General features: G+C 60.1%; 23 protein-coding genes. 12 read left to right on the plus strand and 11 right to left on the minus strand.

Annotation, left to right across the window (positions count from 1 at the left end):
- Positions 1-38 precede the first annotated feature (38 nt).
- The 4 genes from JUI81_RS24535 to JUI81_RS24550 all read left to right on the plus strand — a co-directional run bounded on the left by JUI81_RS24535 (position 39) and on the right by JUI81_RS24550 (position 5,300).
- On the plus strand, positions 39-1,457 hold the full coding sequence (locus tag JUI81_RS24535; RefSeq protein ID WP_028939870.1) for a short-chain fatty acid transporter: 1,419 nt from the start codon (positions 39-41) through the stop codon (positions 1,455-1,457).
- Positions 1,458-1,610: 153 nt separating this feature from the next.
- Positions 1,611-3,308: an acid phosphatase gene (locus JUI81_RS24540; protein ID WP_204125228.1), complete on the plus strand. Its 1,698-nt coding sequence runs from the start codon at positions 1,611-1,613 to the stop codon at positions 3,306-3,308.
- A gap of 116 nt (positions 3,309-3,424) precedes the next feature.
- Positions 3,425-4,597 (plus strand): hypothetical protein, encoded by a 1,173-nt coding sequence (locus tag JUI81_RS24545; RefSeq protein WP_028939872.1) that lies wholly within the window; start codon positions 3,425-3,427, stop codon positions 4,595-4,597.
- A gap of 181 nt (positions 4,598-4,778) precedes the next feature.
- A complete protein-coding gene (locus JUI81_RS24550) occupies positions 4,779-5,300 on the plus strand; it encodes an SET domain-containing protein-lysine N-methyltransferase (RefSeq protein WP_019582405.1) in 522 nt (173 codons plus the stop codon).
- Between the two features lie 18 nt (positions 5,301-5,318).
- Here the strand turns inward: JUI81_RS24550 and can are convergent, their stop codons facing one another.
- Positions 5,319-5,963 (minus strand): carbonate dehydratase, encoded by a 645-nt coding sequence (gene can / locus JUI81_RS24555; RefSeq protein WP_007939732.1) that lies wholly within the window; start codon positions 5,961-5,963, stop codon positions 5,319-5,321.
- 182 nt (positions 5,964-6,145) lie between these two features.
- On the opposite strand from can, the gene JUI81_RS24560 reads away from it, so the two are divergent.
- Positions 6,146-6,547, plus strand: coding sequence for a hypothetical protein (locus JUI81_RS24560; RefSeq protein WP_019582406.1), 402 nt, complete (start codon positions 6,146-6,148; stop codon positions 6,545-6,547).
- Between the two features lie 62 nt (positions 6,548-6,609).
- On the opposite strand, the gene rimI is transcribed toward JUI81_RS24560, so the two are convergent.
- Positions 6,610-7,062 carry a ribosomal protein S18-alanine N-acetyltransferase gene (rimI, locus tag JUI81_RS24565; RefSeq protein ID WP_018929537.1) on the minus strand — a complete coding sequence of 151 codons (453 nt, stop codon included), beginning with the start codon at positions 7,060-7,062 and terminating at the stop codon, positions 6,610-6,612.
- Positions 7,055-7,801 (minus strand): hypothetical protein, encoded by a 747-nt coding sequence (locus JUI81_RS24570; RefSeq protein WP_028939875.1) that lies wholly within the window; start codon positions 7,799-7,801, stop codon positions 7,055-7,057. The genes rimI and JUI81_RS24570 overlap by 8 nt, the downstream gene beginning before the upstream one ends.
- Before the next feature lie 220 nt (positions 7,802-8,021).
- On the opposite strand from JUI81_RS24570, the gene mksB reads away from it, so the two are divergent.
- The 3 genes from mksB to mksF are packed head-to-tail and all read left to right on the plus strand — an operon-like array spanning position 8,022 to position 12,827.
- Positions 8,022-9,299: an Mks condensin complex protein MksB gene (gene mksB, locus JUI81_RS24575; RefSeq protein ID WP_007939726.1), complete on the plus strand. Its 1,278-nt coding sequence runs from the start codon at positions 8,022-8,024 to the stop codon at positions 9,297-9,299.
- A complete protein-coding gene (gene mksE, locus JUI81_RS24580) occupies positions 9,289-9,990 on the plus strand; it encodes an Mks condensin complex protein MksE (protein WP_019582408.1) in 702 nt (233 codons plus the stop codon). Before mksB ends, mksE begins: the two co-directional genes overlap by 11 nt.
- A complete protein-coding gene (gene mksF / locus JUI81_RS24585) occupies positions 9,987-12,827 on the plus strand; it encodes an Mks condensin complex protein MksF (protein WP_018929533.1) in 2,841 nt (946 codons plus the stop codon). Before mksE ends, mksF begins: the two co-directional genes overlap by 4 nt.
- Positions 12,828-12,964: 137 nt before the next feature.
- Here the strand turns inward: mksF and garD are convergent, their stop codons facing one another.
- From garD to kdgD, 4 genes are all read right to left on the minus strand, one after another.
- A complete protein-coding gene (garD, locus tag JUI81_RS24590; RefSeq protein ID WP_204125229.1) occupies positions 12,965-14,518 on the minus strand; it encodes a galactarate dehydratase in 1,554 nt (517 codons plus the stop codon).
- An 11-nt stretch (positions 14,519-14,529) separates the two neighbouring features.
- Positions 14,530-15,897: an MFS transporter gene (locus tag JUI81_RS24595; RefSeq protein WP_204125230.1), complete on the minus strand. Its 1,368-nt coding sequence runs from the start codon at positions 15,895-15,897 to the stop codon at positions 14,530-14,532.
- A gap of 100 nt (positions 15,898-15,997) precedes the next feature.
- A complete protein-coding gene (locus JUI81_RS24600) occupies positions 15,998-17,443 on the minus strand; it encodes an aldehyde dehydrogenase family protein (protein ID WP_019582410.1) in 1,446 nt (481 codons plus the stop codon).
- A gap of 73 nt (positions 17,444-17,516) precedes the next feature.
- Positions 17,517-18,428 carry a 5-dehydro-4-deoxyglucarate dehydratase gene (kdgD, locus tag JUI81_RS24605; protein WP_007939720.1) on the minus strand — a complete coding sequence of 304 codons (912 nt, stop codon included), beginning with the start codon at positions 18,426-18,428 and terminating at the stop codon, positions 17,517-17,519.
- Positions 18,429-18,663: 235 nt separating this feature from the next.
- On the opposite strand from kdgD, the gene JUI81_RS24610 reads away from it, so the two are divergent.
- The 4 genes from JUI81_RS24610 (at position 18,664) to JUI81_RS24625 (ending at position 21,096) form a co-directional block, all read left to right on the plus strand.
- Positions 18,664-19,998: a phospholipase gene (locus tag JUI81_RS24610; RefSeq protein ID WP_204125231.1), complete on the plus strand. Its 1,335-nt coding sequence runs from the start codon at positions 18,664-18,666 to the stop codon at positions 19,996-19,998.
- An 11-nt stretch (positions 19,999-20,009) separates the two neighbouring features.
- Complete coding sequence (locus JUI81_RS24615) at positions 20,010-20,201, plus strand: hypothetical protein (protein WP_019582413.1); 192 nt, start codon at positions 20,010-20,012, stop codon at positions 20,199-20,201.
- A 164-nt stretch (positions 20,202-20,365) separates the two neighbouring features.
- On the plus strand, positions 20,366-20,740 hold the full coding sequence (locus JUI81_RS24620) for a hypothetical protein (protein WP_028939880.1): 375 nt from the start codon (positions 20,366-20,368) through the stop codon (positions 20,738-20,740).
- A 131-nt stretch (positions 20,741-20,871) separates the two neighbouring features.
- A complete protein-coding gene (locus JUI81_RS24625; RefSeq protein ID WP_019582415.1) occupies positions 20,872-21,096 on the plus strand; it encodes a hypothetical protein in 225 nt (74 codons plus the stop codon).
- Here the strand turns inward: JUI81_RS24625 and JUI81_RS24630 are convergent.
- From JUI81_RS24630 to JUI81_RS24645, 4 genes are all read right to left on the minus strand, one after another.
- Positions 21,093-21,842: a FadR/GntR family transcriptional regulator gene (locus tag JUI81_RS24630; protein ID WP_026346018.1), complete on the minus strand. Its 750-nt coding sequence runs from the start codon at positions 21,840-21,842 to the stop codon at positions 21,093-21,095. The two genes, JUI81_RS24625 and JUI81_RS24630, sit on opposite strands and share 4 nt — an antisense overlap.
- A 177-nt stretch (positions 21,843-22,019) precedes the next feature.
- Positions 22,020-23,747 carry an ABC transporter ATP-binding protein/permease gene (locus JUI81_RS24635; RefSeq protein WP_019582417.1) on the minus strand — a complete coding sequence of 576 codons (1,728 nt, stop codon included), beginning with the start codon at positions 23,745-23,747 and terminating at the stop codon, positions 22,020-22,022.
- A gap of 96 nt (positions 23,748-23,843) precedes the next feature.
- Complete coding sequence (locus JUI81_RS24640; protein ID WP_019582418.1) at positions 23,844-24,404, minus strand: response regulator transcription factor; 561 nt, start codon at positions 24,402-24,404, stop codon at positions 23,844-23,846.
- Complete coding sequence (locus JUI81_RS24645) at positions 24,397-25,659, minus strand: ATP-binding protein (protein ID WP_019582419.1); 1,263 nt, start codon at positions 25,657-25,659, stop codon at positions 24,397-24,399. The genes JUI81_RS24640 and JUI81_RS24645 overlap by 8 nt, the downstream gene beginning before the upstream one ends.
- Positions 25,660-25,894 lie beyond the last annotated feature (235 nt).

Raw genomic sequence — 25,894 nt, forward strand, 5'->3', positions numbered from 1 at the left:
CCTGAACCCCACAATAAACATAAAAACGAGGTACTCCCGTGGCCGCTGATATCGAAGATAGCCGCTATGCGCGCTTTGCCCTGCATTGTTCAAATTTTGCCGAACGCTGGTTTCCCGACTCCTGGGTATTCGCCGCGCTGGCAGTGATCATCGTCGCTGTGGCGACCATGGCCATGGGCGCCAAACCCACCGACGCCGCCATGGCCTTCGGTGACGGTTTCTGGAGCCTGATTCCGTTCACCATGCAGATGGCATTCGTGGTGATCGGCGGTTACGTGGTCGCCAGTTCGCCACCGGCGGTGAAACTGATCGATCGCCTGGCACGGATCCCGAAAAACGGCCGTTCCGCCGTGGCCTGGGTGGCGCTGATTTCCATGGTCGCGTCGTTGCTGAACTGGGGGCTGTCACTGGTATTCGGCGGGCTGCTGGTACGTGCCCTCGCCCGCCGTACCGATCTGAAAATGGATTACCGAGCCGCCGGTGCCGCCGCCTATCTTGGTCTGGGCGCGGTTTGGGCCTTGGGTCTGTCGTCGTCCGCGGCACAATTGCAGGCCAACCCCGCCAGTTTGCCGCCATCGATTCTGTCGATCACGGGCGTCATTCCCTTCACTCAAACGATCTTTCTCTGGCAGTCGGGTGTGCTGTTGCTGGCACTGACCGTGGTCTCGCTAATCGTTGCTTACGCCACCGCGCCCGGCCCCGCGACAGCCCGTGACGCCAAAGCCTGCGGTATCGATCCGAGTTTCAGTCTGCCGGCGCCAGCACCGCGTACCCGTCCAGGTGAATGGCTGGAATACAGCCCGCTGCTGACGATTCTGCTGGCATTGCTGGCGGCCGGATGGCTGTTCCATGAGTTTGCGACCAAACCGGCGATCAGCGCGATTTCCGGACTGAACACCTACAACTTCCTGTTCCTGATGCTCGGCGCGCTGCTGCACTGGCGCCCGCGCAGCTTCCTCGATGCGGTGGCCCGTGCGGTGCCGACCACCACCGGCGTGCTGATCCAGTTCCCGCTGTACGGCTCGATCGCTGCCCTGATGACGGTGGTCAAGGGCACCGACGGACAATCATTGGCCCACCACATCTCGACCTTTTTCGTACAAATTGCGTCCCACGACACCTACGCCCTGCTGATGGGCGTGTACTCGGCCATCCTCGGTTTCTTCATCCCGTCCGGTGGTGGCAAATGGATCATTGAAGCGCCGTATGTCATGCAAGTGGCCAACGACCTGAACTATCACCTGGGCTGGGCCGTGCAGATCTACAACGCTGCCGAAGCCCTGCCGAACCTGATCAACCCGTTCTATATGCTGCCGCTACTGGGCGTGCTCGGGTTGAAGGCCCGGGATCTGATCGGGTTTTCGTTCGTGCAGTTGCTGGTGCACACGCCACTGGTGCTGTTTCTGCTGTGGGCGCTAGGGACGACGCTTACGTATATGGCGCCGGTGATGCCTTGACGCCGACCTTCAATCCACCACCGATCCAGTGTGGAAGCGGGCTGCTTCCACACTGGCGACTCATTGTTTTCACAAACGTAACCCCTCTGTCACACCTCGCTGCTAGCGTCCCGCCGAAACATATTGAAACAACTTAGCAAGATGGAACTCGCCATGAACGATGAAGAAAATCGCAACGACGCCTCCCCCTCGCAAACTGATACGCCCACCGACACCAGTCGCCGCCGCTTCCTGGGTGGCGTGGCGGTACTCAGTGTCGGCGCGACCCTCAGCGCTTGTGGCAGTCATGGCGATGAGTCGGGTAAACCGCTCGAACGCCTGCTTTCACCTGTCGAATTGGACAAAGCCCTACGCGACCAAGTGAAAACCGTAGTGGTGATCTACGCCGAGAACCGTAGTTTCAATAACCTGTTCGGCGACTTCCCTGGCGTCGAGAAACCGCTCTCGGGCCTCAAACCTGTCGAATATCAGCAGCGCGATCGCGATGGCAGCCTGTTGCAGACCCTGCCGCCAGTCTGGGGCGGCGTGCTGCAGATCGGCCCGCAAACCCTCGATGGCGTGACTTACCCCAGCGCAACCCAGTTCCAGGAACACCTGCCTAACGCGCCCTTTGCCCTCAAAGGTCCGAATGCAGAAGACTTGCCGTTCGGCCTGGTGACGCGCGACCTGTGGCATGCGTTCTATCAGAACCAGATGCAGATCAATGGTGGCAAAAATGACGGCTTTGTCGCCTGGGCCGACTCCGGTGGCCTGCCCATGGGGTATTACGCCCAGAGTCGATACTCCCTGCGGTTGTGGGACGTTGCCCAAGAATTTGTGCTCTGCGATAACTTTTTCCAGGGGGCTTTCGGCGGCTCGTTTCTCAACCATCAATACCTGATCAGCGCCACCGCGCCGTTCTATCCGGACGCCGTCAACTCGGTAGCCAAGACACAGATCGCCACGCTGCAAAGCGATGATCCGGCCGACCCACGCCTCAAGCCTCTGGAACAATCCCCGGCCAGTGCCATGACCGGCCCACCCCAATTCGGCCCCAGCGCGCTGACGCCGGACGGCTATGGGGTCAACACGCTCGCTCCGCCGTACTGGCCGACCTGGATTCGCGACCCCGAGCGTCCTGCGTACGCAAAACCAGACCTGCCGAACGTCATGGTCCCCCAGACCCACGAGCACATAGGCGACAAGCTCTCGAAGAAAAACATCGACTGGGCCTGGTATGCCGGAGGTTGGCAGGCGACGCTGGATCAGTACAAGGACTCTGGCGGCATTCCGAAAATCCCGAACTTCCAGTACCACCACCAACCGTTCAACTACTTCAAGCAGCAGGGGCCGGAAAACCCGCTGGAGCGCGGTAAACGTCTACGGGATGCGGGGTTGGGTGATGAGTCGCATACCAACAAGTTCTTTGCCGATGCCGAGGCGGGCACGCTGCCGGCGGTGAGTTTCTATAAACCCCAGGGCAACCTGAACATGCACGCCGGTTACGCCGATGTAGCGTCCGGCGACCGGCACATCGTCCGCGCCCTGAAAGTGCTGCGGGAAAGTCCGCAATGGAAAAACATGGTGGTCGTGGTCACGGTCGATGAGAACGGCGGTTGGTGGGATCACGTCGCACCGCCCAAGGGAGACCGCTGGGGGCCGGGCTCGCGGGTACCGACGCTGGTGGTTTCGCCGTTTGCGCGCAAGGGCATGGTGGATCACACGGTCTATGACACTGGCTCGATTCTGCGGTTGATCACCCGGGTGTTTCAGCTTGAAAAGCTCGATGGCCTCAGGCAGCGGGACGATGCAATGATTGCCCGTGGCCAGAAACCCATGGGCGATTTGAGCAATACACTGCACTTTGCCTGATGAAAAAGGGGCTCTGACTGGCGATCTTTTCACTTGTGTACTAGACCGTTCGACACAACTAGTTCCAGTATGTACCCACCCCTCCTCCGAGGGCTCACGCTGAAAAGGATCTGAGCATGTTCAAACTCGCAGGATTCACCCTCGCCGCGCTCACCCTGAGCGCCGCCGCTCACGCCGATGTCGATCTGAATCTGGGCAGTACCGAACGCGTCACTCGGCTGTTCGCCTACCCCAACAACTGTAATGTCATCTGCTTCCGCAACTGGACACTGGAGCAGACCGTCGAGCATTACCTGACCCAAAGCGTACAGCGCGATGGTTACAAAACTGCAAAAGTGCTGGTCAAAACCGAAAACAAGCAGCTCCACGCCCATATCAGCGGTGTGCCCAAAGGCTATGACAAGCCACTGACCGCGCTGCTCAATGCTGGGGATTTGGCCTACAACGGCGCCAACAAGCTGAGTGCCGATGGCAAATGGACCTATAACTGGTACCTGTTCCTGCCGCTGGGCATGGCGCTGGAAAACCGCAAAAGCGTCGAACTGCTGCACTTCCCGCCGGATTATTCCCTGACCCAGGCCCAGGACTATCTGGAGTCCAAGACCACCGACCGCTGGGCCGCGCTGCTGACCGCCAACAACATTCCCGCCGACCAGACGCCGGCCTATCAGACCATCATCGACATCGCGCCGATTGCCGCACCGTCCACCGCCGGCAAGGATCTGGAAGGCGTCTACAACTACTTCACGGACTACCAGACCACCATGGTCAAGGAAGTCAGCCAGAATGCCAAAGGTGCAGCATTGCCAATGGTCGCCTTTGGTTCACCGGTACGTAACTGGATCAAGCAACAATACGGGCAGACCGTGGACGTGCTGGGCCTGGCAACCATCATCCCGAGCAAGGGTGTGGCGGTACCCGTATTGGGTTCCAACCACCCGAGCTACATCTGGTACGCCGCCGACCCCGAAGCCTATAGCGGCGACGATGCGCAGGCCAAGGCCGACGCCGCGGGGCTGAAAGTCATGGGGCAGGATTTGAGTGCCGCGTGCTGGCAGGCCGGAATGGGCAGCAAACCGGGCACTGACCCTACCGCTCAGCTGAAAAGCTGCACTCAGACCTGGCAAGTGACCCAGAAAGAAAAAACCTGCGAACTGTTCTACACCTCGATTCGCAACCTGACGCCTGAGCAAGCGGTGGCCAAATGCTCGACAGCGCCGGTCAAATCCGAGCTGAAACAGCTGCAGACTCCGGCCCTTGTGACCTCCGCATCTGCCCCACACTTGTAAAACGATGGAAGTCTTTCCCGCGTGAGCCATGACTGACGCGGGAAAGAGCTTTTTTCGCCTGTCATATCTGACAGTAGACCCTTGATCCGCTTTGGTAGAGTCTTGAGCCATAAGCCGTGCTGCAGAGCTGACAGGATCGTCAGCTTCCGGTAGTCGCAGCCTGGAACGGACAAGGATCGTTATGAAAACCGATAACCGGAATTCGGCCAGAGCTCTGCCGGCCGACTGTATTTATCCCTCTCACGATTTATCGCCTGGCCAAGGTTATCCCGCGAAAACCCAATTCACGGTCATTACCGCAAAAGGCTGCGGGACGAACATTGCTGCCCTGCGCGATTTCCCACGCATCAGCCGGATCTGCCGGATCTCGGGGCAACTGCTGCATGCCCGCAGTACGCAGACCTTGCAGCTGGCGCCCGGTATTCATATGTACGATCCGTATTTTTGCGGGCTGCTGCGCCACTCATGCGACCCGAATGTCTTCGTCGACATGAGTGAACTATGGGTATGGGCGCTGAAGGACATCGCCAAGGGCGATTATCTGACGATGGATTACGCCACCACTGAAAACCGGCTGCGGCGTCAGTTCGCCTGCCGCTGCGGTGCTGTCGACTGCCGCGGCTGGATCACCGGTTACGACGAGTCGCCGAACGCCGACGGCCAGCTGTTTTTTCAGCACTGGTATCGGCGCAGCCTCTGCTGAACAGAGTCTCGAGCGGTTTTACAACGCCTCGACCGGGCGCAAACGGTACTGCGGCGGCAACTGCTCGAAACCGCTGATGGTGGCGTTTAGACTCTTCCAGCGACCGTCCTTGATGCCATAGATGCAGCCGTGGATCGACAGGCTCTGCCCGCGGTGCCAGGCGTTTTGCACAATGCTGGTGTGACCGACGTTGGCCACCTGCTGGATCACATTGAGCTCACAGAGGCGGTCGACCCGCTCTTCTTCGGTGGGCAACTTGGCCAGTTCGTCGCGTTTTTCATAGTAGAGATCGCGAATCGAGCGCAGCCAACCGTCGATCAGGCCCAACTGACGATCCTGCATCGAGGCGCGTACACCGCCGCAGCCATAGTGGCCGGTCACCAGGATGTGTTTGACCTTGAGTACATCCACCGCATACTGAATCACCGACAGGCAGTTGAGGTCGGTGTGCAGCACCACGTTGGCCACGTTGCGGTGCACGAACAGATCACCCGGCAGCATGCCGACGATTTCGTTGGCTGGCACGCGGGCATCGGAACAGCCGATCCACAGGTATTCCGGGGTTTGCTGGCGGGCCAGCTTGGCGAAGAAATCAGGATCTTCGCGGGTGATCGCATCGGCCCAGCGCTCGTTGTTATCAATCAGATCTTGTAAGTCGTTCATGCAATGAAGCCTCGAGAATGATGCGCTGCTTTGACAGACAACCGCCCGTCGGGGTCACGCGCGCGATGCAGATCCCCCTGACGCCCTGAGGTATAAACGATTAGTCGGCGCTCCATGCCCGCGGGAATTCCCGGCAGCCCAGTGGGTCAATTGTAGTAGGGCCTACAGTATGAGGAATAGCCATGACTGATTCACGACGTCCGTTCGATAAGGAGCAACCCGAGCCCATCGACGACGATGAAGACCGCATGGGCTCGGTGCATGAGCTGGATTTCGACGAGGAAGAACCCGGCACCAGAATCGGCGACCTGACCCCCGAACGCGAACTTGCGCAGAAGATTCCCGACCAGCGCGCCCGTAAAGCCGGTATGACCGGCGCGACCAATGACAATGACGTCACCGACGATGATTTGAGCCCGGAAACCCTGATCCGTGAAGACGGCGCACGGGATGCCCACGAAGCGGGTGAAGACGGCCAGGCGGATTGGGAGTTGCGCATTGTCGACGAGGACGACATCGGTGGGGGCGATGGGCTGGATGAAGCCGAACTGGCCCGGCAGGATCCATTGGACGGCAAGCCTTGATCGTTGACGTCCGTGAAGACGCCTTCGCGGGCGAGCCTTGCCCGCGAAGCCTTTAGAAACGATCAATCGACCAAGGTGCAGGCCATCACCACGGCATCTTCTCGCCCGCCAACCGCCGGGTAGTAATCCCGCCGACGCCCGATCTCGTTAAACCCATACCGCTCATACAACCGAAACGCCGCCCGGTTGCTGTCGCGCACTTCCAGGAAACATTCCCGCGCCTCAGCCTTGTAGGCAATCGACATCAAATGCTCCAGCAGCGTCAAGCCCAGGCCGCGGCCCTGATTTTCCGGTTTGACGGTGATGTTCAGCAGATGCGCCTCATCAAGGATGATCTGCACTACGCCATGACCGACCTGCTGCTGCCCTTCGAACATCAGCCAGATCTGGTACTTGCCCAGGCCATCGAGAAAAATCCCGCGGGTCCAGGGATGGCTGTAGGCCGCGTATTCGATTTTCAGTACAGCGTCCAGGTCCGCCTCGGTCATCGGGCGGAACGATACAGCGTCACTCATTCGATTCTTTCCAACGCGCCATCAGCCGACGCATGGCTTGCCAGACATCAGCCTTACGCTGTGGCTCTTCCATTAATAACTCCAGGCCCGGCAAGGCCCAGACCGACCCCAGGCCTTCGACCTGAAGTTCACGGTTGAAGGATTCGGCGTTGGCCTCACCGGCAAAACGCACCGCCGGCAGGCCGATCAGCCACAGGCAGACGCACGGTGCGTCTTCCAGGCGGGCCGACAGAAAACCTTGTACGAAATCCCGAGCCGCTTCCGGCCCTTGGTCCATGGTGCCGCGAGCCAGCAACGGCCAGCGCACCGGCTCGCCGACGATCTGCGGGCTGTCCGGCAGACCGGCGGCGCGCAGCATGTCTTTGAGCAACAGATAAGCGGGATCGCGGGTCTGGAAAGTTTCGCCTGTGGGTAACTCCACCAGCAACAGGCAGCGACCGGCTCGCAGCAATTGCAGGGCGAAACGCGGCGGCGGCACTGGCGCAGCCTTGGCGACGAGCGGTGCCTCTTCGCTCTCTTGCGTCGCTTTGCTTGCTGGTTTTCCAGCCGATGGCGTCGGCCGTGGCACCTCGATTTTCACCCGCTCGGCCGGTTTGGCCGCGGGTTCCACGGGCGTTTGCGCTACCGGAGCAGGCGTCACCGGGGCGACGACCAACGGTTCAGGCGTCTCCAGCAACTCGGGCCGCGATGGCGCAGCAAAGGGCAATTCGGTGCGCGGCAGCCAGTTGACCACCTGCATGGCGGTCAAATAAGCGCGGCGACGGGACTCGATAAGCAAAGGTCGGCCACTTGTGGATAACTAAAGTGCGGTGATTCTACCGCCCTTCGCTCAAGATCGCCCACGCTTGATCGATAGACTTCACCGATAGAAGAAGCGACAGCCCATCCCGAGAGTGAATCGACACGGCTGCGATGAAGTACAATCGCGGCTTTTAATTGCCAACCAGCCGGCCATTCCGATGATCGAACCCAAGCGCGTCTTGCGCGCCCTCGCTGAACACTGGGCACTTCTGGAGCCACTGTGCGAGCACTTCGACCAAGGCACCCTGAGCCTCAACGAACTGCGTTCACAGTTGGCCGCCCAGCAACTGGACAGCACACCGCAGGACATCACCAGCCTGCTGGACGTGTGGATTCGCCTCGACATTCTGGTTCCCGTGGCGAAAAGCCCGAACCGTTTCGAGCTCAACGCGCAGATCCATGACTTCCTCGCTTACCTGCGCCGTGAGCACCGTCTGGGCCTGTGCCTGGAAATCGAAGCCTATCTGCGCCACCTCGAACGCCTGGCCGGTTACATCCAGGACGCCTTCGACATTCGCGACGGCAACGATCTGGCGCGCCAGTTGCGCCTGCTCGACATGCGCGTGCGGGACGTGCTGAAGAAACTCGCCAACGACGAACAGGCCTTGGTGGCCGTCGCCGAACGGGCCAAGACCAGCGACCGACAGATTCCGCTGCGTCAGCGTTATGCTGAAGTGCTGGCGACCTGGGACGAATACGTCGAACCGATGATTCAGCTGGTGAATGCCGACGGCGCCTTCGAACAAGGCGTGCGCAAGGTTGAGAACGTGTTGTTGCGCATGCTCACCGAACAGCAGCGCCTCGGCCATCTGGTCGACGACGACATGCTGCTGCGCACCCACGCGCGCATCCTCGAAATGCAGACCAGCGCCCAGTTGACCCTGCGTCACGCCCGCGAGCTGCTGCTGCCGCTGCGCGAAGAAGCACGCCGGCATAACGCCGTGACCCGTGGCGCAGCCCTGGCGTTGTCGGCCATTCGTCGTAAAGGCATCGATGCGGTGCCGCAAGCCGCGATGCCGCTGTTCACCCGCCCGCAAAGCACCTTCCTCGGCAGTGCCAGCCAGGTCGAAGCCTATGTCTACGCCCTGGCCCGTTTCGAGCCGAAACCGGCGCGTTTCCCCAAGGCCCACAAGACCCAGAAAGGCGAAGCCCCGCGCGCGCCACGCACGGTTCGGGAAATGCTCGAACGTTGCGAAGATGCCCTGCCGATGCCGGACCTGATGAGCTGGCTGCTGGAGCAGGAGCCGGACGGCGCCACCGACGAATTGCTCTATTGGTTCTCGCGCCTGTCGCGGGAAAAACGCTTCAAGCGCGAGCGTCTGGAACGCCGCGATTACCACACTCACGAGCACCAGGTCAGCCTGCGCTCCTTCGCCCTGCTCTCGGCCCGCGACACCGCCGCCGAGGATTCTGCGAGCATCCCAAATGCATCTTGATCTATCCGAACTGTCCCAGCTGGCGCCGATCTTTCGCGAGCTGTTCAAGGGCTACCACGTCAGCCGCCGCGACCCGGAGCTGTACGCCCAACTGTCGAACTTCCAGGACCAGTACCGCACGCTGTTCAAGGCATTGGGCTTTGAACTGGTCTGCGATACCCGTGGTTTCTACTACTTCGTGCCGGACCTGGCCGCGGCGGCGGTAAACAAGACGGCGCAACGTCTGGCGCTGTTCACCTTCATCCTCGTCGAACACCTGGCCGATCAGGGCCGTGACCCGATCGCGGTGCTCGACGGTGGCAGCCTCGGTCGCGATGAATTGCCATCGCTGCTGGAGAAGTACCGCGACCTGTTTATTCAGGCCGAAGTGCAGACCGTCGAAGAACTCGAAGAAAAGATCATGCGCCGCATGACTCAGCTCGGTTTCGCCGGCGAAGAAAACGGTGTCTACCGTTTCCTGCCGCCAATGCACCGCTTCCTCGATGTCTGCCTGTCGGTCCAGCAGGACCGCGACCTGGCCGCCAGCCTGCACAGCGTACTGCCGTTGCCAGCGCCGGTGCTGATCGACGAAGACAGCGATGAGAAGCTGCTGCAGACCGACGACCCGCTCGACTTGAGTGACTTTGCAGAAGAAAGCGAAGAAGACGCCCTGGCCCGCGCCATTGCCGAAGAACAGGAGACCGACGCATGAGCAAGGAACGCTACGGCATTCGCCGCTTTGCCCTTTTGAACACCGCCGGTTACAGCCTCGGCCTGTTCCCGCTGGAAGAGCCGCTGTCGGTCTACGGTGCGAACAACCTTGGTAAGTCCGCCTCGATCAACGCCTTGCAGTTCCCGATCCTGGCGCGTATGTCGGACATGAGTTTCGGCAAGTACAGCCTGGAACAATCCCGGCGTTTCTACTTCGCCTCGGACACCAGTTACATCCTCGTCGAAGTCTCCCTGCCCCACGGCCCCCACGTGATCGGCGTGGTCGGTCGCGGCCCGGGTGGTGGTTTCGGCCACCAGTTCTTCGCCTACGCCGGCAAACTCGACCTGGCTCATTATCAGAAAGACGACACCTGCCTGCGGCAGAAAGAGCTGTTCACCAATCTTGAGCGCGAAGGCCTGAAAGCCTACGAACTCAAGCCGGATGAACTGCGTCGTTTGCTGGTGGGCGGCCACACCTCGATTCCGCTCGACCTGACGCTGATCCCGCTGCGCTCCACCAGTGAGCAGAGCCTGAAGACCTTCCGCGCCCTGTTCATCAACTTGCTGCACATGCGTGAAATCACCGCGGCCAAGCTCAAGCAGCTATTCCTCGATGCCTTCGAACACAGCCTGCGTTCCGGCAGCGTCGATTACATCGCCGCGTGCGAAGAAGCGTTCCGCGATGTACGCCGCATGGAGCAGGACTACAACTCGCTAGTCGCGGCCGGCCCCTTGGTCGAGGCCTTGGCCAACGGCGTGAAACAGCGGGATATCTTGCGCGGCAAACTGCATCGCCTGTCGCCGCTGCTCGACTCCCTGCTCGGCACCTGGTCGGACTACGCCAGTGCGCGCAAAGAAGAACTGACGATTCAGGCCGAGCACTACCGCAACGAGCAGGACGCCCTGCAAAACGATCAACGCGGTGGCACTCAAGAGCTGATGCGCCTGGAACGGGAAATCACCGGCATCCAGCGCTGGCTCGGCGAATTGTCGGTGCTCAAGCATCGCTTCGCCCTGGTCGATGACGTCAAAGTCCTCGAACAGCAATTGCTCGCCGCCAAGGACGCGCACGATGAACTGGCCGGTGCGCTGGCCCAGTCGCGGCAGTTCTCGGCCGAAGACCTGGAAGAGCGTCTGCGGGATCTGGAAAAACGCCTGAAATCGGTGAAGCAACAACTCGATCACGCCGACAACAACAGCTACGCCCGTCTGCGCGAAGAGTTCTCGCAGCAGGACGTCGAGCGCCTGATGCGGCTGTTCAACAGCGCGCTGTTCAGCCTGCCATTGGGCGAACACGGCATCGCGCTGGATGAGGACGGTGAATGGGTCAAATCCATGGAGCTGATCCTCGATGGCTTCAAAGGCGAGCGCTTCGAAGTGCCGGGCCTGTCCATCGACCTGTCGCACATCGAGCCGCCGGCCCTGCAAGCCCTGGCCGACCGTGCGGCACTGCGCGATCAGAAAGAGCGTCTGGACAAAGAACTCAAGCAACTGAAGACCCAACAAGCCGTAGCCGCCGACCGTGCCGCGAGCAAGACCCAGACCGAGGCGCTGTACCAACAGGTGCTGGATGCGCAGAAAGCCCTGGAAGACTTCCGCCGCGCGCAAACCCTGAGCGCCGAGGAAGGCGACAAGCTTGAGCAACTGGCGCAGATGGAAGCCGCCCAGGACGAGTTGAAACGCTCCAGCGATGCCTTCACCGAACGCGTCCAGCAGCTGTCGGCCAAGCTGCAATTGGTTGGCCGGCAGATCGGCGACATGGAAGCCAAGCAACGCACCCTCGACGATGCACTGCGCCGCCGTCAGCTGTTGCCGGCCGACCTGCCGTTCGGCACGCCGTTCATGGACCCGGTCGACGACTCCATGGACAACCTGCTGCCATTGCTCAATGACTATCAGGACAGCTGGCAAGGCCTGCTGCGGGCTGACGGGCAGATCGACGCGCTCTACGCGCAGGTTCGCCTGAAGGGTGTGGCCAAGTTCGACAGCGAAGACGATATGGAACGTCGCCTGCAACTGCTGATCAACGCGTACGCACACCGCACCGATGAAGCCCTGACCCTCGGCAAGGCGCGTCGCGCGGCGGTTACCGACATCGCCCGGACCCTGCGCAACATCCGCAGCGACTACGACAGCCTCGAACATCAACTGGCGCTGTTCAACCGCGAGATCAACAAACGTCAGGTCTCCAACCTGCAGAGCTTCCGTATCGTGCTCGCGCCGAACAAGGAAGCGCTCAAGCACATTGACCAGATCATCCACAGCGCCGGTCAGTACGAAGAAGGCGAAACCCTCTCCGTCTTCGACTTGAGCCAAAGCGCCGAGCAGGACAACAAGAACGAAGAAGCCAAGGAATACCTGGCACGGCTGGTGGCGGCCAACCACAACCAGCTCGGTCTCAAGGATCTGTTCGAGCTGGCGTTCGAGATCACCAAGGTCAATGGCCAACCGGTGATCCACACCGACATCGACGGCGCGGCGTCCAACGGCACCACCATGACCATCAAGGCGCTGACCAACATGTACTTGTTGCTGCACTTGATGGACCGCGACCAGGCTGGTCGCGTGCGCCTGCCGTACTACCTCGACGAAGCAGCGGACATCGACGAGAAGAACCAGGCAGCGCTGTTGGAAACCAGCCTGCAACTGGGCTTCGTGCCGATCCTGGCGAGTGTGAAGCCGCAAGTCTGCGCCAGCGTCGCCATCGACCTGGAAGGCGGCAGCGGCCCGAACGGTATCTACATCGACGAGGCGGACTGGAAGTTCATCCGTCGTCACGATGAAGTGAAAGCAACCGTTAACATCCAGGCGGACGAACCGGAGCTGGATGCGGTCTGACGCCTGAATCGAAGCCAATAAAAAGGCCGCGATCCAATATGGATCGCGGCCTTTTTATTGATGGGTACATTCTTGAAACCTTCGGTCAGTTCCAAGGCCCCTTCGCGGACAAGCCCGCGATGAACGATACCCCTGCCTTACGTGATCGGCGCCGGGTTGAACAAGGTGATGTCGTTATGCAGCTTGTGCTGCTCCGCCCACGTCTGTTTCTTGCCGCTGGCCACGTCCAGGTAGTAGTGGAACAACTCCCAGCCGAGGTCTTCGATCGATGCCCGCCCGGTGGCAATCCGCCCGGCATCGATGTCGATCAGGTCCGGCCAGCGCTGCGCCAGCTCTGTGCGGGTCGAGACCTTCACCACTGGCGCCATCGCCAACCCATAAGGCGTACCACGCCCGGTGGTGAACACATGCAGGTTCATCCCCGCCGCCAACTGCAACGTCCCGCAGACAAAATCACTGGCCGGGGTCGCACAGAAAATCAGCCCTTTGCGCTTGAACCGTTCCCCAGGGCCAAGCACCCCGTTGATCGCACTGCTGCCGGACTTGACGATCGAGCCCAAGGACTTCTCGACAATGTTCGACAACCCGCCCTTCTTGTTCCCCGGCGTGGTGTTGGCGCTGCGATCCGCTTCGCCCTTGGCCAGGTAACGGTCGTACCAGTCCATTTCCCGCACCAGTTCCTGAGCGACTTCTTCGGTTTCCGCCCGGGACGTCAGTAGATAAATCGCATCGCGCACTTCGGTGACTTCGGAAAACATCACTGTCGCACCGGCCCGCAGCAACAGGTCCGAGGCATAGCCCAGGGCCGGGTTGGCGGTGATCCCGGAGAACGCATCACTGCCGCCGCACTGCATGCCGAGGATCAGCTCGGACGCCGGTACGGTTTCCCGGCGGCGTTGATCGAGCTTCTTCAAACGGGTCTCGGCCAGCGCCATGATCTGCTCGATCATCTCGGTGAAACCGTGACTGGAATCCTGCAAGCGATACAACCACGGCTCGCTCAAATCCACCGAGCTGTCGTTCTCATGCATCACCTGCCCGGCCTGCAATTTCTCGCAGCCCAGGCTGATCACCAGCGCCTCGCCCCCCAGGTTCGGGTTGCGCGCCAGATTGCGCACGGTGCGGATCGGGATGTACGCGTCGGTGGCGGTGATCGCCACGCCACAGCCGTAACTGTGGGTCAGCGCCACCACGTCATCGACGTTCGGGTACTTGGGCAGCAACTCGTCCTTGATGCGTTTTACCGCGTGATCCAGCACGCCGGTGACGCACTGCACGGTGGTGGTGATGCCGAGAATGTTGCGCGTGCCGACGGTGCCGTCGGCGTTGCGATAGCCCTCGAAGGTGAAGCCTTCCAGCGGTGCCTGCGCGACCGGCACTTCGGTGGACAGCGGCAAGCTGTCCAGCGGTGGCGCGGTGGGCATGCGCAGTTGATCTTCCTTGACCCAGCTGCCGCGAGGAATCGGCTGCAACGCGTAGCCGATCGTCTGGCCGTACCGAATCACCTGGCCGCCCTCGGGAATGTCCTCAAGGGTGACCTTGTGGCTCTGCGGCACGAAGTCCACGGTGACCAGGCCGTCCGGAAATTCGGTACCGGCCGGCACGCCTTGGTCATTGACCACGATCACTACGTTGTCCCGCTCGTGCAGGCGGATGTAGCGCGGCGAGTCGGAATGTTCAATCAACTGCATGACGCCGCTCCTCAGGAATGCGCTTCAGATAACTTGCTGTTCGTTTCAGGACCGCTGGCCGGCGGCTCTTTGAGCACAACGCGTTTGATCGGGCCAACGATCACCAGGTAGCTGAATACCGCGACCAACGCGTTGCAACCGACGAACACCAGCGCCCACTTGAACGAGCCGGTGGAGCTGATGATGTAGCCAATGACAATCGGCGTGGTGATCGATGCGATGTTGCCGAACATGTTGAACAGGCCACCACTCAAACCGGCGATCTGTTTCGGCGAGGTATCGGACACCACCGCCCAGCCCAATGCGCCCACACCTTTGCCGAAGAAGGCCAAGGCCATGAAGCCGACCACCATCCATTCAATATCGACATAGTTGCAAGCCACGATACTGCTGGAAACCAGCAGACCGGCGATGATCGGCGCCTTGCGAGCGAAGGTCAGCGAGTGGCCCTTGCGCAGTAGATAGTCAGAAATCACCCCGCCGAGCACGCCACCGATAAACCCGCAGATCGCCGGCAGCGAGGCAATGAAACCGGCCTTGAGGATGGTCATTCCGCGTTCCTGCACCAGGTACACCGGAAACCAGGTCAGGAAGAAGTAGGTGATGCCATTGATGCAGTACTGGCCCAGGTACACACCGAGCATCATGCGGTTGGTCAGCAACTGGCGGATGTAGTCCCACTTCGGACCGTCGACCTTTTTGCCTTTGCCCTTGTCCTGGTCCATGTCGACCATGCCGCCGTTGTCGGCGATGTGCTTGAACTCGGCGTCGTTGATCATCGGGTGCTGGCGCGGACTGTGGATAACTTTCAGCCAGATCCCCGAGAAGATGATGCCGATCACACCCATGACGATGAACACGTGCTGCCAGCCGAAGCTGTAGACGATCCAGCCCATCAGCGGTGCAAACAGTACGGTGGCGAAGTATTGCGCCGAGTTGAAGATCGCCGAGGCGGTGCCGCGCTCTGCGGTCGGGAACCACGCCGCTACGATGCGTGCGTTACCGGGGAAGGATGGCGCTTCGGCCAGGCCCACCAGAAAGCGCAGCATGAACAGCGCGACAACGGCGGTGGAAAGCCCGAACTCACCGACATAGCCTTGCAGCACGGTGAACAGCGACCAGGTAAAGATGCTCAGGGCATAGACTTTTTTCGAACCGAACCGGTCCAGCAGCCAGCCACCGGGAATTTGCCCGGCCACGTAGGCCCAACCGAATGCGGAGAAGATGTAACCGAGGGTGACCGCGTCGATGCCGAGGTCTTTTTGCAGGCTGGAGCCAGCGATCGCGATGGTGGCCCGGTCGGCGTAGTTGATCGTGGTCACCAGAAACAGCATGAGCAGGATCAAATAGCGGACGTGAGTCGGCTTGGTCGATTGCATTGTAGATGTACTCCCACTGATTATTTTTATGCGGGTAATAACGATTTATTTGCAGGCGCCGGCTTTTATGGGAGCCGACGCCTACAGGTATTGCGGTGTATCAGGAACCGACGTAGGCAGTTTTTACGACCGTGTAGAACTCTTGCGCATAGCGACCTTGCTCACGTGAACCATAGGATGAACCTTTACGCCCACCGAACGGAACGTGGTAATCCACGCCGGCGGTCGGCAGGTTGACCATCACCATCCCGGCCTGGGAATGGCGCTTGAAGTGGTTGGCATACTTCAGCGACGTAGTGGCGATGCCCGCCGACAGACCGAATTCGGTGTCGTTGGCCATCTCCAGCGCTGCTTCGTAATCGGCTACACGCACGATATTGGCCACCGGGCCGAAGATCTCTTCACGGCTGATGCGCATGGCGGCTTCGCTGTCGGCAAACAGCGTCGGGGCGAGGAAGTAGCCCTCGGTGTCGCACGTCACCAGACCACCGCCGCTGACCAGACGCGCACCTTCGGACTGGCCGATGTCGATGTACTTCAAGTCCTGTTCCAGCTGCGCTTGCGAGACCACTGGACCGATGTCGGTGCCGGACTTCAACGCATGACCGACCTTGATCGACTTCATGCGCTCGGCCATGGCTTCGACGAATTTGTCGTGAATCCCGGCGGTGACGATGAGACGGCTCGACGCGGTGCAACGCTGGCCGGTGGAGTAGAACGCGCTCTGCACCGACAGCTCGACCGCTTGCTTGAGGTCGGCGTCGTCGAGAATGATCTGCGGGTTCTTGCCGCCCATCTCCAGCTGCACCTTGGCCTGGCGCGATACGCAATTGACCGCGATCTGCCGGCCCACGCCGACCGAACCGGTGAAGCTGATGCCATCGACTTTCGGGCTGTTGACCAGCGCCTCGCCGACCACTCGACCGCTGCCCATCACCAGGTTGAACACGCCAGCCGGGAAACCTGCGCGGGAGATGATTTCCGCCAGTGCCCAGGCACAGCCCGGCACCAGATCCGCCGGTTTCAGCACCACGCAGTTGCCGTAAGCCAAAGCCGGAGCGATTTTCCACGCCGGGATCGCGATCGGGAAGTTCCATGGCGTGATCAGGCCGACCACGCCCAGCGCTTCGCGAGTGACTTCGACATTGACGCCCGGACGCACCGACGGCACGTAGTCACCCGACAGGCGCAGGCATTCACCGGCGAAGAACTTGAAAATGTTGCCGGCGCGGGTCACCTCGCCGATGGCTTCGGGCAGGGTCTTGCCCTCTTCCCGGGCCAGCAACGTGCCGAGTTCTTCGCGACGGGCGAGGATTTCGCTGCCGACTTTATCCAGCGCGTCATGGCGAGCCTGAATACCGGAAGTGGACCACGCCGGGAACGCGGCGCGGGCGGCATCGATGGCGGCGTTGACCTGAGCCAGATCGGCCTTGGCGTAGTCACCGATGGTGTCGGTCAATTCCGACGGGTTGATGTTGCTGGAATAGTCGGCGCCGGCGACCCACTGGCCACCGATGTAATTGTCGTAACGCTTCAAATCAGCCACGGCTTGCACCTTTTAAAAGAAGTCCTCACACAAAAAGCCGCTGATTGCTCAGCGGCCCTGGTTTTATCGAGCGTTACTGCGCGCCCTGCTTGTCGATCAGCGCTGCGAGCATTTCGTACTCTTCGCCCGTCAGATCGGTCAGCGGTGCACGCACCGGGCCTGCGTCATAGCCGGCAATTTTTGCCCCGGCCTTGACGATGCTCACCGCGTAACCGGCCTTGCGGTTGCGGATATCCAGGTACGGCAGGAAGAAGTCATCAATGATCTTGCCGACGGTGGCGTGATCTTCGCGAGCAATGGCGTGGTAGAAATCCATCGCGGTTTTCGGGATGAAGTTGAACACCGCCGAGGAATAAACCGGTACGCCCAAAGCCTTGTAGGCCGCGGCGTAGACTTCAGCAGTCGGCAAGCCGCCCAAGTAGCTGAAACGATCGCCGAGGCGGCGACGGATCGACACCATCAGCTCGATATCGCCCAGGCCATCCTTGTAGCCGATCAGGTTCGGGCAGCGCTCGGCCAGTCGTTCCAGCAGTGGCGCGGTCAGGCGGCAGACGTTGCGGTTGTAGACCACCACACCGATTTTTACCGATTTGCACACGGCTTCAACGTGGGCGGCAACGCCGTCCTGGCTGGCTTCGGTCAGATAGTGCGGCAGCAGCAACAGGCCTTTGGCGCCCAGGCGCTCGGCTTCCTGAGCGTACTCGATAGCCTGGCGGGTCGAACCACCGACACCGGCGAGGATTGGCACGCTGCTGGCGCAGGTGTCGACCGCAGTCTTGATGATTTCCGAATACTCGCTGGCCGCCAGAGAGAAGAACTCACCGGTACCGCCTGCGGCGAACAACGCCGAGGCGCCGTATGGGGCCAGCCACTCGAGACGCTTGATGTAGCCCGCGCGATGGAAATCGCCCTGAGCATTGAAGTCGGTGACCGGGAACGACAGCAAGCCGGAAGAGAGGATGGACTTCAGTTCTTGTGGATTCATTATTCGAACACCCTGGGTAGCAACGTTGTGTGAGAAAACCGTTCAGCCTTCGCCGAAGTTGTAGGTCATCGTACAACTTAAAATACAACCGTCAACTGCATTTCATCGCCGCTCTCAGCATTTGAGTCAGAAAAGGTAATTCCTTGACGTAGGAAATTTCTCATCTATGATTCAGGCAACTGTATATACATACAGTTAAATTGAACTTTGCCCATGACATATCAAGGAGCTAGAAATGTCAGGTCTACACGCACAACCGAAGGAAAATACCCGACAGGTCATTGCCGATCTGGATGATCTTTTTACCGCGCACGGTATCGCCATTTCCGGTGACGGCGACGCGCTTAAACTCACCGCTGGAAGTCATCACCACCCCAAACATCAGCGCCGTGACCTGCTGCCCGTAGCACCGAAAGATCCACGCAAAGACCTGCCCCGGTTGAGGTTCGAGGGGGCAGAACATACTGCAATCGGCGACAGCACCCTGCTGCGTTTCGTCAAGGATGCACCCGCGCTGCCGGCCTGGCAGGTGGAATTGCATCTGCCCAATGGCCTGGCATTGACCTATGGTCAGGTGATCGCGCTGGGGGGTGATTTTTATGGAATTCCCGAGCAACCGATCAACGAAGGCGCAACAGCCCAAGAGCGAATCCAGCGCTTTACCAACGCCTTCAACTCTCTGGCGGTGCTGCCGACCTCAAACGCTGAGGCGAAGCTGATTCTCGGTGTGATGCAAAAGGAAATCGCCGCGGTCAATCAGGCGATCAAGGACGGTAAACAGCCTCACGAGGCTTATGAGGCCCTCGGAGATACGTTGTCGGAAGAGTGGAACAAGATCACCGGCGGCGGCAGTTTCGTCTCGGCGCTGTTCCCTTTGGGGCGTTACCTGAAACTGGCCGCCAACAATGCCGACCACTTTGGCGAATGGGCGTTGTTGGCTTACGTCGCCGGGCATACGGCCGCGTTGCAACAAGCCGTGCTGGCCCACAACAGTGGCGATGAAAAGCAGCTGGAACTGGCCTATGCGATGAACGCTTTTGCCGATCATTCCCTCACCGACCTATTCTCCGCCGGGCATTTGCGAGTACCGCGCAAACAGTTGGCGGCGGCGGTCACGCCGAGTGATCTGGGCTCGTTGATCACCCGTTTTATGCACGACGAAGACAGCAAGTTCGGCCTCAATGTGCGCAATGGCAACGGTGATCGCTGGCGCTCCTATGGCGACAAGCGCTATTTCGATGCGATCGACAGTGCTAACCGCACGCAGGTGAATCAAGCGGTTCAAGTGTCTGCGGATGAGGTGTTCGCGGCGTATCTAAGTGGCGTTGCGCCGTCGCCCGGCAGCTTTGCTGCTTTGAAAAATCTGCCTGACCTGCAAGCGGTGCTGAGCCCGGCAGGCAATTTCTCGCCACTGTTCAGGGTCGAGGGCAACAAGGTGTTGCGGCGCAAGGACGTCAACAACCTGAACGACACCGCCACCGTGGATGATTGGTGGGGCTGGAGCACGTATCTGCTGCTCAAGGACTATCACCCGACCGGCGCTGTTAATTCGCCAGCCAATAACAGATAAGGACATCACTGATGACAATCAAATTGAAACTGGAACTGGTCTCGGGCCAATCGCTCAAGGGTGCACCGCTGGAGTTACTATCGAAGGGCGTAACGATCTCCCGGGCGGTTGCGGATGAGCGCGGGAACGTAACGTTCGACGCGAGGCCGGGGGCCATTGAGTTGGCGGTGAGAGTGGATCGCTCAATCCTGACAAAAGGCTAAGCCCTCCACAGCCGGCATTCCCGCGCCATGGTGTGGGAATGTCAGCCATCACAACCGGAAACGGTTGGTCATGATCGTTTTCAACACACCTCGCAAGAGGCTCCTACAGTGAAAGGATCGCCGTGAATGAATCATGGCCAATCTCGCACGGAGAGCGAACCCTCATGACTTTTGCCCCGCCCATTCTTCCTCAGCGCCTGACTCACGAACCTGAAAAAGCAACCGTGAAGTTATCGAGCGTGAGCGACACACTGAACGTCAGCATCCCGGATTCAGCCGAAATCCCCCCGAGCTGGTATGTCTATCTGATCCTCGGGGTAGATGCGCAAAGCCCTGACTGGACAGGTCCAGAAGAACCCACCGGCGTCTGGGACGACGCCAGCGACGATGCGGTGAAACTGACGGGGATTGAACTGCAGATCCCCAAGGCAGAGCTGAAAAAGTACCTGAACAAACAAGTCGAATTACGTTACAAGTTCGCGGATGAGTCCAGTATGGAGCCGTGTTCGGAACCACTGTTGTTTCGCATAGAGGGTTAAGCGCAGATTACGCATCGGAAGATTGGTGAATGCCGACAATCCGCTCGTCGGTACTGTTATTTCTTACAGTTTCGAACCTTCTGCCTCCGAGGCCTAATCGGGCAGTCAATCACTGCATAGGCGAATACCTCATGAGCACAATCCACAGGTTTTACTTTCCTGTCGAAACCAAACATGCAGCTCAAGAGCTGTCATCAGATTTTGACCTGCATGTAAGCGAAGGCGACATCGTCGAGTTTGAAACACTGCCCCGTCAGTACTGGAAAATCACCCTGAAGATATTCAAGGTATTGCTGAACAACTCCGTTGAGTATGTCGATTACAAAACGGTCGAGGTAGAAGATCCATACGCCTAGCCGCGCTGCGCCTGCGCCTCTTCATGCGCCTGACGCAGCCGCTCACGGCTATTGGTCAGGTGCAAGCGCATCGCCGCCCGCGCTGCATCGGAATCCTGGCGGGCAATCGCATCGTAAATCTCTTCGTGTTCACGGCTCAGGCGACTCATGTAGTGCTGCTGGTCGTCATGGGCCAGGCGCGCGGAGTTGAGGCGTGTGCGCGGAATGATGCTGGTGCCCAAGTGGGTCATGATGTCGGTGAAGTAGCGGTTGCCGGTGGCCAGGGCGATTTGCAGGTGGAACTGGAAGTCCGACGCCACGGCATCGCCGGCGTGGGCGGCACTTTCGTTTAAGGCGTCCAGCGCCTCACGCATCGCCGCTAACTGCTCCGGGCTGCGACGTTGCGCGGCAAGGCCGGCGGACTCCACTTCCAGGCTGATGCGCAGTTCCAGAATCGCCAATACATCGCGCAAGGTCACCACGGTCGCCGGGTCGATGCGAAAACCGCTCGGGCTCGGGGTGTCGAGCACGAAGGTGCCGATGCCGTGACGGGTTTCCACTTGTCCTGCGGCCTGCAAACGGGAGATCGCTTCACGCACCACGGTGCGGCTGACGCCATGGGCATTCATGATCGCCGACTCGGTGGGCAACTTGTCGCCACGCTTGAGCTGACCGTCGCGGATCTGCTCGGACAACACCGTGACCAACTCCTGTGCGAGGCTGCGGCGCTTGCGAGGGAGGCGAGGTGCGTCGATCGGGTTTTCCATGGTGAACATCTGTCTCGAAAAAACGGCTGAAACCGCATCATAGCGCATGCGGGTTGTACGATCACCGGTGACCTGTGGGCGCATGGCTTGCCCGCGATGGCCATCACGCGGTTCCGATTAAGAACCGCATTATCGTTCATCGCGGGCAAGCCACGCTCCCACAGGGGCTAGTGGTGTTCAGGCAGTGACGGCCTGGTCCACGAGGTGTCCATTCTCGATGCGCACATGCCGTGGATGGAAACGTTTCAGGCTGCTGCGATGGCCGACGCTGACAATGCTCAACCCCGGCAACTCATCGATCAACGCCTGATACAGCGACGCTTCATCCTCTTCATCCATCGCCGAGGTGGCTTCGTCCATGTACAGCCATTGCGGCGCATACAGCAGCGCACGGGCGAAGGCCAGGCGTTGCTGTTCACCCGGCGAAAGCATGCGCTGCCAGTGATTGGCTTCATCCAGACGCGAAACCAGGTGCGGCAAGCGGCAGGTTTCCAGCACGTGGACGTAGCGCTCGTGCGGGTAGGTGTCGCCCGGCTGTGGATAACTCAACGCCTCGCGCAGGCTGCCAATCGGCAGATAGGGCTTTTGCGGCAGGAACAGACAATGCGCCGTCGGCAGGCGGATGCTGCCGTGGCCAGTAGGCCAAAGGTGCCCCATGGCTCGCAGCAAGGTCGATTTGCCGCTGCCGGAACGACCGCTGAGCATGACGCGCTCGCCCTCCTCCACGGTCATGTCGGCATTGGTCAGCAAATGACGACCGTCAGCGAGGTCAAGACCAAGGTTATGCACCCGTAGTGCCGAACCCTGATTCTGCACATCGATGGCCGGCGCGCGCTCTTCGTTGTCGGTCATGGCCTGACGGAAACTCAGCAGACGATCACAGGTGGCGCGCCACTCGGCGAGGTCCTGGTATGCAGTGATGAACCAGCTGAAACTCTCCTGCACGTTGCCGAATGCCGAATTGATTTGCATCAGTTCACCGAGCTCGATCTTGCCGGCGAAATAGCGCGGTGCCGCGACCATGAACGGGAAAATGATTGCGATCTGGGCATAACCGGAGGTGAAAAAAGTCAGGCGTTTGGACACTTTCATGATGTCCCAAAAGTTATGCCAGACCAGGCCGAAACGGCTGCTCAGACGACGGTTCTCGTTGGGTTCGCCGTTGTACAGCGCAATGCTTTCGGCATTTTCGCGGACCCGCACCATGGAGAAACGCAAGTCGGCTTCGAAACGTTGCTGGTTGTTGTTGAGGCCGATCAAGCGACGACCAATCACATGCGTCAGCCAGCTGCCGACGGCGGCATAAACCAGCGCGCACCAGAACATGTAGCCGGGAATCGTGAAGCCCAATACTTCGATGCTGCCCGACACACCCCACAAAATGATCGAGAACGACACCAGGCTGACGACGTTACGGATCAAGCCCAGGCCCAGGCCCAACGTGTTAGTGGTGAATTTATTGAGGTCTTCGGAAATCCGCTGGTCCGGGTTATCGGTGTAACCGCCCTGCTCCAGCTGGTAGTAATTCTTGTTTTCGAGCCAACGGGCGAAGTGCTTTTCGGTGAGCCAGGCCCGCCAGCGAATGGTCAGCATCTGGGTCAGATAGAGCCGGTACACTGCGCCGACAATCGCCACCGCCGCGATCCCGCAAAAATACAGAATCAGCCGCCAGAACGCCGCTTCATCCTTTTGTTGCAGGGCGTTGTAAAAATCCTTGTACCAAGTGTTGAACCACACCGAAAGCCCCACGCTGAACAGCGACAGCGCGATCACGGCGATCAACAGCGTCCAGGCCTTGCCCTTCTCTTCGCTGTGCCAGTAAGGCGTGGTCATCGCCCACACTTTGCGAAAAAACTGCCCGCGCACAGCATCGTTGACCGCGGAATATTCAGCGCTCTGATTCATGAATAAGGCTCAATAAAGAAAAGAACACACAAGAACCGATCATAAATGATCGGCTCGTGTGATCGCGAGGGCTGGCGATAACCGTTCAGCGCTCGTTCAGCGACGGACCGGGCGCTTCTGCAGTTTGCGCTGCAGCGTGCGGCGGTGCATGCCCAGGGCACGGGCGGTGGCGGAGATGTTGCCTTCGTGCTCGGTCAGGACGCGCTGGATGTGCTCCCACTGGAGACGGTCCACGGACATCGGGTTTTCCGGCACCAGGCTGTCGAGGTCGGCGTGCTCGGAGAGCAGCGCGGCCAGCACATCATCGGCATCCGCCGGCTTGCACAGGTAATTGCAGGCGCCGCGCTTGATCGCCTCGACGGCGGTGGCAATGCTCGAGTAACCGGTGAGGATCACCACGCGCATGTCCGGGTCGAGTTCGAGCAGCTTGGGCAGCAACACCAGGCCCGAATCGCCGTCCATTTTCAGGTCCAGCGCGGCGTAATCAGGTATATCGGCCTGGGCGATGGTCAGGCCCTCTTCGGCGGAACCTGCGGTGCTGACGCGAAAACCACGACGGGCCATGGCGCGGGCCATCACGCGGGTGAAGGTTGCATCATCGTCTACCAGCAGCAAATGCGGCAGTTCTTCGCCTTCAACTTGGATCTCTTCACTCATGTTCGTCTCCTCGGGCGACACGGGGCAGGCGCAGCTCGGTGAGCGTGCCACCTTCCTCATGACTGTAGAGTTTCACTGAGCCGCCGGCGCGTGTCACGCTGGCCTTGCTCAAAAACAGGCCCAGGCCGAAACCTTTGCCCTTGGTGGTAAAAAACGGTTTGCCGATCTGCTCGGCGATAGCCAGCGGCACACCGGCGCCATGGTCGCGAATGCTGATGGTCAGGTCTTCGGCGGTCCAGTCCAGGGTCACTTGCAAGCCTTCAGGGCAGGCATCGGCGGCGTTGTTCAGCAGGTTCAACAGCGCTTGAGTCAAATCCGGCGGCGGCGCCATGCGCGGCACCGTGCCCTGGCCCAGACGCTGGAAGCGATAACTGGCCTCAGGACGCATCAGGTGCCAGCGGTTGAGCGCTTCGTCGAGCCAGTCGGTGACATCCTGCATCTCCACCGCCATACGACGGTTGGCCTCGGCGGCGCGCACCAGTTGCTGCAAGGTTTCCTTGCACAACTTGACCTGATCCTGCAAAACCTTCAGATCGTCCTGCAACATCGGATCGGGGTGATCCTGCTGCATCTCTTTGAGCAACACGCTCATGGTCGCCAGCGGCGTACCCAGTTCATGGGCGGCACCGGCAGCCTGAGTCGCGACGGCCAGTAATTGCTGATCGCGCAGGCCTTCTTCGCGACGGATCGCGCGCAGCTCTTCCTGCCGACGCAGCTCTTCCGCCATGCGTGCAGCAAAGAAGGTGATGACGGCGGCAGCCAAGGCGAAGCTCAGCCACATGCCATAGATCTGCAGGTTCTCCCGGGCGATCGGGAAGGTTTCCAGCGGATAGAACCGCGCCAGCAGCAACGTATACAGCGCCAAAGCGATGCCGGACAGAATCACCGAATAGCGCCACGGCAGCGTCACGGCGGCGATGGTCAGCGGCACCAGGTAATAAGAGACGAACGGGTTGGTCGAACCACCGGAGAAATACAACAAGGCACTGTGGATAAACAGGTCGCAGGCCAGTTGCAGGGCGTATTCAAGCTCGGTAACCGGCCACGAAGTGCGCAGGCGCACGGCGGTGAACACACACAACAGCGTCGAACAGCCCAGGGTCATCGCCAGTGGCACCCACGGCAACGGCAGCAGTTGGAGCCAGTAGGCCAGGCCCACGGAGCCGGCCTGGGCGGCGAGCACCAGAATCCGGATGAAAGTCAGCCGCCAGAGGTTCTGGCGAGTGGCGGAAGTCAATTGTACGGGGGCGAGCATGAGCTCTCCTGATGAGCGCTCCAGGCGGATCGCACGGAGTATAACCAAGCCACGGGCATGAGAGGCGAAAGTGCGGCAAACGACCACAGGCTCTTTTGTGACGAGTGCCCCTGTGGCGAGGGGGCTTGCCCCCGTTGGACTGCGAAGCAGTCCCAAACCTGCCACCGCGTTTTGATCCTGCATACTGTATCTGCCGAATGGCGACTGCTGCGCAGCCGAACAGGGCAAGCCCCCT

The organism is Pseudomonas sp. 008 (assembly GCF_016861935.1).
Classification (GTDB): Bacteria; Pseudomonadota; Gammaproteobacteria; order Pseudomonadales; family Pseudomonadaceae; genus Aquipseudomonas.